This window comes from Microthrixaceae bacterium, assembly GCA_023957975.1.
GTDB lineage: Bacteria > Actinomycetota > Acidimicrobiia > Acidimicrobiales > Microtrichaceae > JAMLGM01.
This window is the reverse complement of the sequence record JAMLGM010000001.1, coordinates 103,295-116,613: the sequence shown is the minus strand read 5'-3', so window position 1 is coordinate 116,613 and position 13,319 is coordinate 103,295. Positions and strand designations below refer to the sequence as shown.

6 protein-coding genes are annotated in these 13,319 nt (G+C 66.7%); 1 reads left to right on the top strand and 5 read right to left on the bottom strand.

Annotation, left to right across the window (positions count from 1 at the left end):
* Positions 1-38: 38 nt before the first annotated feature.
* The 3 genes from recD to M9952_00540 are packed head-to-tail and all read right to left on the bottom strand — an operon-like array spanning position 39 to position 8,958.
* Positions 39-1,931: an exodeoxyribonuclease V subunit alpha gene (recD, locus tag M9952_00550; protein ID MCO5311422.1), complete on the bottom strand. Its 1,893-nt coding sequence runs from the start codon at positions 1,929-1,931 to the stop codon at positions 39-41.
* The gene (locus tag M9952_00545; GenBank protein ID MCO5311421.1) at positions 1,928-5,458 is read right to left on the bottom strand and encodes a UvrD-helicase domain-containing protein; all 3,531 of its coding nucleotides are present in this window, start codon (positions 5,456-5,458) and stop codon (positions 1,928-1,930) included. The genes recD and M9952_00545 overlap by 4 nt, the downstream gene beginning before the upstream one ends.
* Positions 5,455-8,958, bottom strand: a complete 3,504-nt coding sequence (locus tag M9952_00540) for an exodeoxyribonuclease V subunit gamma (GenBank protein MCO5311420.1) — start codon at positions 8,956-8,958, stop codon at positions 5,455-5,457. Before M9952_00540 ends, M9952_00545 begins: the two co-directional genes overlap by 4 nt.
* 61 nt (positions 8,959-9,019) lie before the next feature.
* Here M9952_00540 and M9952_00535 point away from each other — a divergent pair, with 61 nt between their 5' ends.
* The gene (locus M9952_00535) at positions 9,020-10,039 is read left to right on the top strand and encodes a TerC family protein (GenBank protein ID MCO5311419.1); all 1,020 of its coding nucleotides are present in this window, start codon (positions 9,020-9,022) and stop codon (positions 10,037-10,039) included.
* Positions 10,040-10,045: 6 nt separating this feature from the next.
* Here M9952_00535 and M9952_00530 read toward each other — a convergent pair whose 3' ends face one another.
* Positions 10,046-11,737, bottom strand: a complete 1,692-nt coding sequence (locus M9952_00530) for an amidohydrolase family protein (protein MCO5311418.1) — start codon at positions 11,735-11,737, stop codon at positions 10,046-10,048.
* Between the two features lie 112 nt (positions 11,738-11,849).
* Positions 11,850-13,265 (bottom strand): hypothetical protein, encoded by a 1,416-nt coding sequence (locus M9952_00525; protein MCO5311417.1) that lies wholly within the window; start codon positions 13,263-13,265, stop codon positions 11,850-11,852.
* Between the last annotated feature and the right edge of the window lie 54 nt (positions 13,266-13,319).

The window sequence follows — 13,319 nt, the reverse complement described above, 5'->3', positions numbered from 1 at the left end:
GTCCTCGATCGTGGCGGCGATGACGGTGGCGGTGTGCGTCACGGCTCCGGCCACAGTCGCTCCCGCAGTCCGGAGGCGCGCGCCACCCGTCGCTGGGTGGCGGCGACCACCGACTCCTCCGAACCGATGATGGTGACCCGGTCTCGCGCCCGGGTGATTCCGGTGTAGAGCAGTTCACGGGTCAGGATCGGAACCGACGGGCGCGGAAGCGACACGATCGCATGGCCGAACTCGGATCCCTGGCTCTTGTGGATGGTCATCGACCACCAGGTGTCGATGTGGTCGAGGCGAGCGGTCGGAATGATGCGGCGTTCACCGGAGTTGCCCTCGAAGGCGACCGCAAGGCTGTCGTCGGTTGCGATGGTGATGCCGACGTCGCCGTTGGCGAGGCCGTTGAGACGATCGTTCCGGGTGACGATGATCGGTCGGCCGACATACCAACGCTCGTTGGATCGCACGTCGAGTCCCTCGGCGATCAGACGCTCCTCGATGCGGCCCCGCCAGTCGGCGACGCCGAGTTGTTGCCGGTTCGTGGCGGCGAGCACCTTGAGCGACGACAGGGCTTCGAGTGCGACCTCCACCTCGCCGTCTTGGGCGGCGAGCACCGCCTGGCGGGCGGTGTCGGTCACCTCGTCGATCAGCGCCGTGAGCGACGGGCTGTCGGCGTGTTCGATCCATCCCACATCGTTTCGGTCGTCTCGAAGCGTCGCGAGGACCTCTGTAGGGTCGCCCCGGCGAACCGCGGCCGCAAGCTTGGCGATGCCGGAATCGGTTCCGAAGCGTCGGGCAACCCGCAACACGGTCACGTTGCGTTGCAGCGGACCGTTCGCGGCGACGGTGCCCGAGCCCCCGGTTGTCGGGTCGTCCACGCAGGGGCCCACGACGTCGCCCATCACCGTTCCCGCTTCGACCGAGGCGAGCTGATCGGGATCGCCGACGAGGACGAGATGGGTGCGATCACTCACGGCGTCGAGCAGCTGGGCCATCAGCGGCAGCGACACCATGGACGTCTCATCCACGACGACGATGTCGAAGGGCACCGGGTGGAATCGATCCCGAGCGAACCCCTTGCGCGGGTTCGCGCCGAGCATCCGATGGATCGTGGTCGCCTGAGCGGAGCGCAACACCTCGGCCAACTCGTCGCTGATGAGTTCGTCGGAGGTCAATTCTGCGATAGCGGACGAAATCGCCTCGTTCATCCGTGCCGCCGCCTTGCCGGATGGCGCCGCGAGACCGACCAGGAGCGGCCGGCCGGCATCGAGCGCCAGCGACTGCGCCGTGGCCAACATGCGTGCGATCGTGCGGGTCTTTCCGGTGCCCGGCCCGCCGGCGAGAACGCTGAAGGGGCTGCTGAGGGCACCGCGCGCGGCGCTGCGCTGCCAATCGGGAGTCTCGGCGTCGGCGTCCTGGTCGGATGGCTTGAAGAAGCGGTCGATCGCCGTGTCGATCGCCTGCTCGCTCCACCCGAGTAGTCCTTCCGTGCCGGCCCGGCGGAGAAGGTCCGATCCGACCCGTTGCTCCTGAATGAAGTAACGCTGAAGGTAGAGATTGCGTCCGTCGAACACGAGGGGACGAAGTGGGGCGAGGTGCGCGTCGTGCGGAGTGGCGACCGCCCATGGGGCGGCGTTCAACGCGTCGCGCCAGTCCTGCGGATCCGGCCATGGAACTTCGGCCGGCTCGTCGTGGTCGTCGAGGTGCAGGTCGGCGATCGTGTCGAGATCGACCCGCACGTGGCCGAATCGGGGCCCGCGCGCCGCCACGGCGACGCCGAGTATGAGGAGGTCGGAAGCCTCGTGACCGCAGCGAACAGCGAGGCGTTGAACGACCGCAGCGAGTTGCACCTCGCTGTCGAGGAACACGCCGGCGTCGACGAAGGGTGCGAGCGAGCCAACTCCGCTGGGCAGTGCCACGGTTCTTGAGGTGCGAGTCATCGGGTGCCTCCGGCGCTGGCAACGTCGTCGTGGAGCAGGTCGCTCAGCTCGGTGATCAGTGCGCTGGATGGCCGCCAGGTCCAGATGCCCGCGGTGGCTCCGGAGACAACGGGTGTGTTCGGCCCGATCATGGCGCGTACGAACAGGTACGCGATGCCACCGAGATGGAGATCGGGGTCGTACCCCGCGAGTCGGGAGCGCAGGTAACGGTGAAGCGCCACCGAATACAGCAACGCCTGGAGCGGGTAGTGATGTTGGGTCATCGCCCGATCGAGGTTGGTGCCGAGGTAGTCGAACGGGTCGGGTTCGGCATCGAAGGCGCCAAGACGGTTCGTCTTGTAGTCGGACACGACAAAGCGCGAGCCCTCGGCGGACTCGATGCGGAAGATGGCGTCGATCGAGCCGGTGAGGTGGCCGGCGAGGTCGACGCCGAATCGACCCTCGGCCAATCCTGCCGCCCACGGGGCGAGTGGATGATCGTCGGCAAGGTGGCTGGCGATGAGAGCGCCGATGTCGCGGTCGCTGAGGGGTGTGGATGCGGGCCGGACAAGCAACTCGAAGGACAGCTCGTCGAGGCGGTCGGCACGGCGGAAGTCACCGAGTCGGCGACCGCCGAACAGGTCTCCCAACGGCGTGTCGAAGGCCCGGACCATCCCGTCGACGAGCAGCTCGATGCCGTCGGCGTGTGTGGCCGACACGAGCGATCGTGGTGTGAGGTCGATCGGCTGCCAGGCGAGTTCGTCGGTGAGCACACCGGCGACCTCGACGGCTGGATCATCCGCGGCGAAGTCGCATCGTTCGAAGAGCGAATGGACCAGCGTGCCGAACCGGGGGCCGGCGGGGAGCCGTCCGAAGGGCATCGTCACGGTCGTCGAAGCAGTGGCGACCTCGGTCGGGCCGACGGCGCGACCCGCAGCGTCACCCGCCGGGGTCGGGACATCGGCGCCGGCCGACTCGCCTTGGTCCTCGTCGTCGGAGCCGTGATCGCCCAGCGAGGGATCGTCGGGGTTCAACCGGTTGTGGTCGAGCGCCGTGATGGCGCTGAACGACCACCGTCCGGTCACCCGCGGTACCTCGCGAGTGAGCACGGCCGCCGTCAGCTTGTCGCGGTCTGCCTCGCTTTGAGCGGTGTCGGCACGTGGCCGTGCGACACCCGGATCGCCGTGACACTCGAAGGCGACGAGTCCCGCGGTGCGCTCGATGAGGGGTGCCAGGGCGCTGAGTGCCGCCGATGCCTCGGTGGGGGACTTCGGAGCGTCCTTGCCCGAGAACTTCTCGGGGTCGACGTCGCCGGCGGCGTCGCGGGCGAACAACAACCGGGTTATAGGGGCACGCGAATTCTGGTGGACGGGCGACCACCACAACACGCAGTGATGGCGGCCGCGGGTCATCGCCACATACAACAGCCGGAGCCGCTCTGTGTCGCGGTGAAGTCTGGCATCCGCCGAATAGCGCTTCCTGAGGTCCTCGGACAGGCCGAGGCGACGCGTCCCGTCCGGCTTGGTGCATATCGCATCAACCTTCGTGGGCGTGGAGTACAAGGTCGGGACGAACACGACGGGATACTCGAGGCCCTTGGCGACCCAGACCGTCATGATCTGCACCGAGGGCTGTTGAGTCTCGACGCGCCGCGACGCGACGCCCACTTCACCGTGTTCGGTGTCGAGACCTGAGGGGTCGAGCAGGGCGAGGAGCTCGTTGACTCCGGGTCGTTGGGTGGACTGGGTCTGGAACAGTTCGCCGAGGTGTTGGAGATCGGTCGCGGCTCGATCGCCTTCGGCGCCGGCCAGTACCCGCTCCAGAACCCGACTGTCGTCGAAGATACGTCGCACGAACTCGGCGACCCCTCGGTCGCGGAGCACCTCGTTCCACGTCGCCAACCGTTCGGCGGCCTCATCGAGCACCGCATCCGGGTCGGCGGTGAGATCGGTGATGTCGCGTTGGCTGAACCATCCGAGCACGAAACGGCGCGTGCGCATGGGATCGGATGGGCGTGTGAGGGCGTCGAGCAGCCAACGCCATTGAATGGCCGAGGGGGATTCGAGGACGTCTTCGGCCCGGCTGAGCACGGCAGGCACCCCCGACGCGACGAGCGCCTGCTGCATGGCCACCGCCTCAGCCTTGGTCGAAACCAATACCGCGAGATCATCGGGCTGGACCGCTCGGTCACCGTCCTGGTCGGGAATGACGAGGTGATCGAGGGCGTCGTGGACCTGAGCCACCAGATCGTTGGCGATCGCCAGGCGCACCGCGTCCGTTTGGGTTGTTCCGGTTTTCCCTGTGCGTTCGATGTCGTCGTTGATGGCGAGCCGAATCCGCACCGGAGACAACGTGGCACCGTCGTTTCGGCGGGCGCTCCGCGACACGTTGTGCTCGGCCGGATCGACATGGACGAAGTCGATTCCGTCGCCGAACGTGGCGCCGCGCAGCAGTTCATCGAGTGCGTCGATCACGATCCCGTCGGCGCGCCAGTTGGTTCGCAGGCGCGTGCGTCGGGTGGCCGGGGCCGTGATTGCCCTTGAATAGGTCGCGATGTCGGCGCCGCGGAAGCTGTAGATGGCCTGCTTCGGATCGCCGACGAGCACGAGGGTGGATTCGTCGCCGTCGAAGATCGTTTCGAAGATTTCCCACTGAACGGGATCGGTGTCTTGGAACTCGTCGATGAGCGCGATGCGATATCGCGAGCGCAGCGTGTCGATGATCGCCGATCGTTCGGGGGCGTGTGTCGCGTGTCGAAGTTCGTCGCGCAGGGCCACGAGCACATCGTCGAAACTCGCCAGCCCACGGTCGTGGCGGCGTCTCGCGAGCAACGCGACCGCTTCGGTGACGAGACGAGTCCGCATCTGATCGGCATCGTCCGCGTCGGTGTCGGTCAGCGCCGGCTCCAGGATCAGGTCGCTGGAGCGAAGCGCCAACTTCGTCCAGTCGGCGAGTTTGGACAACGTCGGCATCATGGCCGGGTTGTGGCCTTCGCCGATCGCCCGGGCGACAACGTCGGCGCATGCGTCAATGACGGCGTCGTTGCTATCGGCCTCGCTGATGACGAGGGAATCGGTGCCGCTACTGACGCCGAGACTCGCGAGCGTCTGTTGAGCGAACGCGTGAATGGTGGTGATGGTGATCGTGTCGTATTCGGTGAGAGCGACACGCAGCCGTCGGGAGCGCTCGACCAACTCCCGGAGTGTCCCCTTGGCGATGGCACTCAGGTGTGCAACGTCGGTTTGCGGTGCGGGCTGATCGGTATCGAGGGCGGCGATCGCCGCTTCGAGGTGTGTGATCGCCTCGTTGATGGCGTCGCGGATACGACCGCGCAGCTCAGCGGTTGCGGCGCGTGTGAACGTGACGATCAGGAGCCCGGCTGCCGGGACGTCGGTCTCGGCGAGTGACCGCACCGCCAGTGCGGCCAGGGTGAAGGTCTTGCCGGTGCCGGCGGAGGCTTCGATGCAGACACGACCGGTCGGAAGCTTCGCCGAGGTGTCGAAGACCTCTCCGGTATCGCCGTGAGGGTCGGAGTTCAGCTCGTTCATCGCTTCTGGCCTCCAGAGTGCGGGGGCTCGTCGTCGGTTGCCGGCGGCGAGGCGTCGGCGTCGTTGGCAGCGGGATCTGACTCGACGGAGACCGATTGATCGAAGCGGCTCCACACCGCGTTGGCGTAGCGGTCGAGGAGCGTTTCGCCATCGCAGTTCGCCACGATGTCGTGGCCTTCGGCGGTGAACTCGCGGAGTTGTCTGAGCGTGTGGTCGCCGAAGACGAGGCGTTCGTCGCGGAGCCGACCGCGCTCCTCGTTCCAGACCTTGGCCTGAGTGCCTCGGTTTTCACCCTGGGTGATCGATCGAGACAGTTCTGGGAAGAACGGCACCGGCTGGCGAATGGCGGTGTCGTGGAGCCCGACGAGAAATTCGAGATGGTCCATCGCCGTTACGGCGCCGAGGTCTCGGCCTCGCAGCACCATGGCGACGGGCGGTGGGCCCGGCTTCGACGTGCTCGACGGCGCCCTCGACGCGAGGTGAACCTCCCACGGTACGGCTGGATCTGCCGCGGTGAGACACAGGAGATCGACCCAGGCTTCCAAGAGGTGGGCCGACTTGGGCCGTCGAAAGTGCACGTGGGCGGTACCGCGCCGCGGCGCGCTCAACACCTCCACGATCGAACCGAGGATGCGTCGATCACCCGCGATGGTGAGGTCGATGCCGACGGTTGCACCCTCGACGAGCGCGAGGCCCCGCGATTGGGCTTCTTCAATGATGGAGGTGACCTCGGTTTTCAGGTCGCCGATGATCTGGTCGGCCAATCCGAGCGGTGGGAGGACTCCCTTGCGGCGTTGGTGTTCGCTCCAGCGATGGAGGTTCTGGCCGGTGCGCTCGATGTCGAGCACCTCGGTACCGAGTTCCCATTTCTGGAGGTCATCGAACTCGATCGGAAGTCGTGCGGACAACTGCTCGGAGGCCCGGGGAAGGCGAATGCCAACCCCGCCTTCCAGAAACATACGGGTGGGTGAGCGCATCACGTCGTGAAGGGTGTCGAGTTCGAGAGCAGCGTCTCCCGGATTCATCGGTTCCGTGAGGCGAATCATCGGCCAGTCGGGGTCGAGCGTGGCGTTCGGATCACGCGACCTTCGTGCCAGCGCTGCACGCAGTGCGCTGCGGTTGAACGATCGAAGCCCACCGGCATCATCAGTGAAGTACGCAGCGTCGAATGCGTGTCGTGGATGTCGCACCAGGATCCCGGCTGGAAGCTGCTCAGCGTCGTCGACGCCGAGCGTTGCGCACAGCGTCTCGATGAGTTCGGCGAGCAGCACCGGAGGCGGAATCTCCGCGTTCGTCTGCACGTCGCGCCCGTCGCTGAACGTCAAGAAGTGATCCGAGGTCGACACCACCGCGTCGAGGAGTGTCTGGCGGACCTCGGCCCGTCGATCGCGATCGCCGATGCGTGGCGTGGCGGCGATGAGATCGTCGCTGTCGGTCGCCCCGGAGCCGAACGCGGCTTGATCGAAGCCCACAACGCAGGTCACGCGACTGGGGACGTTCCGCAACGCCCCCAGGGAAGTGACCGTGATGCCGCCCCGAAAGAAATCGGAGCGGGATCGCGATTCGCCGAGCGTGTCGCTCGCCAGTGCGTGCACCTCGGCGAGGGTCAACAGTGCGGTGGAGGAGCCGGGGGTGCCGTCGGCTCGCCGCTCGCCGCCGACTCGGGCGAGGCGCGAGGTGGATGCGAGCCGCGCCAACAGGCGGTACGCACCGTCGAGGTGCCAACCATTGGGTGAGGTATCTCCGAGGGTCTCGCCGATGACGTCGGAGAGGAGCGCACACCACTCGTCGATCGTGCGGGGCGTGGTCGCAGCCTCGGTAAGGCGTTCGAGGGTCGACAGCACCGAACCGAGTTGTCCGATCACGTCGATCTCGGAACTCGCAGGGTCATAGGGAACGACGTCGCCGATCGCCAACTCGTCGTCGCCGAGCACGAGTGCGCCCATGAGCAACTGATCGAGCGCTTCTTGCCAGGAGTAACCGGTGATGGCGGCGGGAAGGCCGAACCGCTCGCGATGCGCGGGGTCGAGGCCCCAGTGGACGTTGGTGTCGGCGAGCCACCCGGAGATGCGTTCGATATGGTCGTCGGTCCACCCGAACCGATCGCGAACTGCGGGCATCTGCAACAGTGCGAGAACTTCGGTGACCTCGAACCTGCCCGTGGCGACATTCAACATCGCGAGCAACGCCGTCACGGCCGGGTTGCTTGTGGCGGAGCCGGTGCTGATGCGGTAGCGGATCAACGGGGTGGCGTCGGCGGTGTGGCTTCGGGTCCGGGTTGCCGATGCGCCGAACACCGCTTGCACGATCGGTAGGAACGTCGTCGGGTCGGGGGTGAGCACGACGATGTCGTCCTCGCTCAGTGTGTCGTCGTCGGCGAGAAGCCGGCAGATCTCATCGCGAGCGGCCTCGACCTGTCGGGTAGCTCCGTAGCAGAAATGCAGCTGTACGGAGCGATCGTCGGCCGCGGCCGCGAAGGTGCCCGCGGGCTCGCGGTTGGCGCGGATGTCGGCTTGCACCGCACCGAGCACCGAGCTGGCGGGCCGCGGTTCATCGGGCAGGACGGTGGTCTCGTAGGGGGCGAGCAACAGGGCGGTTTCGCGTTGGAGCCGACCCCAGGACCGAAGCAGTTGATGAGTTGCCACCTCGGCGGACACATCGTGGGTGCGGCGTTGCGAGATCTTCTGGTCTCCGAGTTCACGGCGCAGGGTGGTGGATAGGGCGCTCGACGCCTCGTTGACATACACGATGACCTCGGTGCCGGGGCGCTGCGCGACGGCCTCGGCCACGTCGAGGAACCCCGCGCCGGTCGGCAGGAGTGACGGGCCGAAGAACACCAGGCGACGTGGCAACAGTCGTCCGCGCAACATGAGGTCGACTTCGCCCCGTCGAACCCGTTCGAGGGCCTCCCGCAAGCGCTCCGGAGGACTCGGGACCCCGAGGTGATCGCGCACCAACCGCCACAGTTCGGGTTGCCAGAGCTGTGGTGCAGCGAGTGCGCTCCCGGCGGCATCGACGTCGTGACCCTCGAGCCAACTCATCACCATGGCTGGACGATGCAGTTGGTAGGCGGCGAAGTGCGACGCGACGCGCCGGGCCAGCGCATGTGACGCTCCCCCGCCTGAGTCGAGGATCGACGCCGTGTGCCCGTCGGCGGCGTCGACGGCGCCGGCGGAAAGGTTCTGGAGGGTTTCGAGCACCGACCACACGAGGCGATCCTGAAGCCAGGGGTCGAACTCGGCGTGGTCGGTGCCGGCGAGCACGACGGCGGTTCGCAGCGTGCCCGGATAGGCGAAGGTGATGTTGGCCGCCACTCCGTCGTCGCGGCCGCGCTGAGCGCCCAGGTGGCGCGCGAGTTCGAGTTGCAGCCAGCGCTGCAGCCCGTCGGAGCCGACGGCGATCCATTCCGGGGTCATCGGATCGAGCGGATCGTCGATCAGGCGGCGCGCGAGATCGGCGACGAGCGTTTCGATGTGTTGCGACGCCACGACTTCGAGCATGAACACAGACCCTAACGAGGACCTCTGACACTCGACCGAGACCGACCTACGATCGTCGCTCGTGCCGAACCTGTCGACGCCCACCGTGCATCTGCTCGCCTCGTCGGCGCCAAAGGACGCGTTTCACGTTCCGGCGTGGCTGTGGGCATCGTTTCTCGTCGGGGTCGCGGCCTTGTTGCTCATCGACCTGTTCGTGTTGAACAAACAGGCACATGAAATCACCACCGCCGAGGCGGCACGGACCTCCGCGGGGTGGATCGCGCTCGGCGTCGGCTTTGCGGCGGTGCTGCCGTTCGTGCTCGACGACGGAGGCACCGCTGCGGCGCGCTACCTGACCGGGTACGTGGTGGAAAAGTCGCTGTCGGTCGACAACGTGTTCGTCTGGGCGGTGATCTTTCGGTACTTCGGTGTCCCGTCCAAGTACCAGCACCGGGTGTTGTTCTGGGGAATTTTCGGGGCGCTGGCAATGCGGGCGGTGTTCATCCTCGCGGGGGCGGCACTCCTGGAGTCGTTCGAATGGATGATGTACGTATTCGGAGCGATCCTGCTCTACACGGCGGTCAACGTGTTTCGAGACGACGAGGACGAGATCGACCCCGAGGCGAATCCGGCCCTGCGTCTGGTGCGCCGTGTCGTGCCCGTCGCGGAGCATTACGACGGACAGAAACTGTGGACGCGCGAAGCCGGTCGTCGAATCGCCACTCCGCTGTTCGTGGTCCTGGTGGCGATCGAGGTGACCGACCTGTTGTTCGCCGTCGACTCGGTGCCGGCGATCCTGTCGATCTCCAGTGATCGCTTCATTCTGTTCTCCTCCAACGCCATGGCGATCCTCGGGCTGCGGTCGCTGTATTTCCTGTTGGAGTCGGTGCGGGATCGCCTCGTGTATCTCCCCAAGGGCCTGGGGATCATCCTGTTCTACGTGGGCATCAAGATGGTTCTGAGCAAGTGGGTGCACATCAACCCGTTCGTCTCGCTCGGGATCATCCTGGTCGCGTTGACCGTCACCGTGGTCGCCTCGCTGCGCGCGACCAGGTCGAGCGACGTCTCGAGCGTTGCGCAGGATCCGTCGAAGCAGGGGTAACGCTCGCTACGAGCGAAGCACCCGTCCGCTGAGCGAGCCGGTGTGTTCGCCGTGGTCCATGAACGGACGTCCGTTGACGATCGTGTGCAACATGCCCTCGGCCCGTTGCACGAATCGGGGAGCGCCGGTCGGGAAGTCGTTGACGATCTCCGGGATGGGCAACGCCAGATTGTCGAAGTCGATGACATTGAGGTCGGCGAAGGCCCCGACGGCCACGCGCCCACGATCCCGAAAGCCCACGAAATCCGCGGTGTCGGAACTGAGGCGCCGAACGGCGTCTTCGAGCCGGAGCGTGCCTCGGTCGCGGACCCAGTGCGACAGCAGGAACGTCGGCTGGGAGGCGTCCATGATCTGGGTGGCGTGAGCGCCGGCGTCGGCGAGGCCCATGATGCTCGCCGGGCTTGCAAGCTGCTCCTCGATCGCCCCATAGTCGTTGTTGAGTACCGGCCAGTTGGCGACTGCTCGTCCGTCGGTGGCATCGAGGGCGTCGAGGTAGAACTCGACGGGATGCACCCCCGCCGCGGCGGCCCGGGCGGCGATCGTGTCGGAGGGCGCGTACTCGTAGAACGCGCCCGACTCGGGGGTGAGCAGATACATCGCCCCGTAGGTGCCGTCGCCCTGTGCCACGCCCTCGGCGACCAGGTTCGCACGCAGCGCCGGGTCTCGCAGGGCCGCGAGCCGTTCGGCGAAGGGGCGGTCGCGCAACGGTGCCCAACTCGCCAGCGAGTCGAGCAGTGAGTTGGCCCCGAGTCCGAACAGGATGCCGACCTGACGCGGGGTGGTCTGATGGCGCACCTGGGCCCCGGTGCGGTTCGCCTCGTCGCAGAGCTCGATGACGCGACGGTAGTGATCACCGAGCGATTTCATCTGCAACAGGTTGAAACTGAACGGTCGTCCGGTGAACCGGCTGAGGTCGGCCATCCAGGCGACCTCCTCATCGACCCGCCAGGTCGACCCGTCCAGATCGTTGTACCGCGGTGCCGCCTCGAGCACGCCCTTGCCGAGCCGTCGCAGCGGTTCGGCGATCGTGCGGTACTCGACCGGGTCGACGAAGGTCCCCGGAACGAATCGTCCGTCGGGAACCTTGTGGCTCAGGCTCCGCGAGATCGAATAGCCGAGGGCGCCGGCGTTGAGCGCCTCCTCCACGAGTGCGGCCATCTGTGCGAGTTCGTCCTCGGTGGCGCGGTACTCGGGTTCGATCGACCGTTCGCCGCACACGTACACACGTAGCGCGACATCGCCGACGTACCCGCCGCAGTTCATCCCCTTGGGCATCTCCTCGACCCGGTCGAGGTAGTCGCCGTAGGTTTCCCAATTCCAGGCGAGTCCGTCGAGGATGGCCGAGGCGGGAATGTCCTCAACCGATTCCATCATGTTGGCGAGCACCTCGTGGTGGCCGGGACGCAGCGGGGCGAAGGTCATGCCGCAGTTACCCATCACCACCGAGGTGACCCCGTGCCAGCACGAGGAGCTCATCGTCGGGTCCCATCCGACCTGAGCGTCGAGGTGCGAATGCAGGTCGACGAAGCCGGGGGTGACGATGGCTCCGTCGGCGTCGATCACCCGCGCCGCCGACGTGGCATCTACCGTGCCGATCTCGACGATACGGTCGCCGTCGATCGCCACATCACCGCGGTAGGCCTCGGTGCCGGTCCCGTCGACGATCATGCCGCCTCGAATCACCAGATCGTGTGCCATGTCGAGTCCCCCTGAACGTTTGCGTGCGCGGGTTCATGGTAGGTGCGGCGATCGTCCGGCGACGCGTCGGCACTGCCGAGACGGCCGAGACGGCCGCTTCCGCGGTGATTCGCTACCAGCGGGTCAGTTCGACGGGGGTTGCAGAGGTCGACCAGTCGGCTCGGCGGTACGTCTGAGTGTCGCCGTGAATCGCAACCCCACCCAGGATGTCGACGATGTGTTCGAGTGTGGAAGGGGTGACCGGGGTGAGTTGTCGATGCGCGGCGTCGCGGACGTCGCCGGGAAACGCCTGCATGATCGAACTGACGATTTTGTACATCCGCAGTGGAATGTCGCATCGACGGCCGTCGGCGACCGTGGTGACCCGCTGGTTGAGTGCCTCGACGTCGCGCTGGTCGCCCACCCCGGCCGCGAGTCGGGCGAGATACGCGGTCACCTCGCCCCCTCCGTACTTGCACGGGGGGCACAGCCCGCAGCTTTCGACATAGAGGTATGCGGCGACTCGATGCGCGACCTCGATCATGTTGGTCGGCTCGTCATGGACGGTGAACGCGGCCCGTCCGATGTCGGCCCCGACCGCAGCGAGCCCCTCCCACGACATCGGTGCCGACAGGCGCGATCGGGTGAGCACCGCAGAACTCACCCCGCTGAGCACCGCCTTCGGAGAGGACGCCGATAAGTACCCGTCTCCACCGGCCTCGATGACGTCGTAGAGCCGCTCGCCGAGCTCGGCTTCGACGACGCCGTGGGTGTTGACGTCGCCGGTGATGGTGCACAGCAGGTTGCCGGGGGACACTGCAGTGCCGATCGTTCGAAACCAGCGTGAGCCGTTGACGACGATGGCCGCAACGTTCGCGAGGGTTTCGATGGTTTCGACCACCGTGGCATTGGGCAGATCGGGGAGGCGTTCGACCCCGTCGGGGCCCCGCTCGGCGTTGCAGAACAACCCGTCGACATCGGGGGAGAGCCGTCGCGGAATCGGTGCACGGCCTTCGATGACCTCGAGTACTGACCGTTCGTCGTTGAGCAGGTAGTGGTCATCGGCGCGGACGCACTTGATGCTCACCTGCTCTAGCCAGCCGGCGGTTTCGGCCTCGGCGAGTGCCGTGGTCAGGATCTCGTATTCGCGTTCGAAGCTGCGGCGCATCACGATGAAGGCCTCGCTGGTGTCGAGCGCCAACGCCGCGGTGACGATTCCCTCGATGACCGCGAACGGGTTGGTGCGCAACAGGTGACGGTCGCTGAAGCTCCCCGGTTCGGGGTCGGTGGCGGTGGCGACGAGATACCGCGTGCCCACGTCGGTGGTTCGGCAGATCTGCACCCACCGACGCCCGACTGACAGGGCTGCGTGATCGCGGCTTCGCAGCCCACTCTGTTCGACGATGGTGCGCAGCTGTTGAGGTGTGGACCTTCTGGCGGCCTGTACCGCGGCGTCGAGCCCGAGTGCGCTGTAGTCGCTCAACGAGGTGCAGGCATCGTCGGGGATGAGATAGCTCGGCGCCACCGCCACAACGTAGCCCGCCGTCACCGGTTGTCGCCTCGTGGCGACGCGGCGCTGCGTCGGGAGTACCCTCGTTGGCGA

Bases quoted from the DNA above. Each gene is read 5' to 3' on its own strand.
- recD (MCO5311422.1), bottom strand. From the start codon at position 1,931: ATGACTCGCACCTCAAGAACCGTGGCACTGCCCAGCGGAGTTGGCTCG.
- M9952_00540 (MCO5311420.1), bottom strand. From the start codon at position 8,958: ATGCTCGAAGTCGTGGCGTCGCAACACATCGAAACGCTCGTCGCCGAT.
- M9952_00530 (MCO5311418.1), bottom strand. From the start codon at position 11,737: ATGGCACACGATCTGGTGATTCGAGGCGGCATGATCGTCGACGGGACC.
- M9952_00545 (MCO5311421.1), bottom strand. From the start codon at position 5,458: ATGAACGAGCTGAACTCCGACCCTCACGGCGATACCGGAGAGGTCTTC.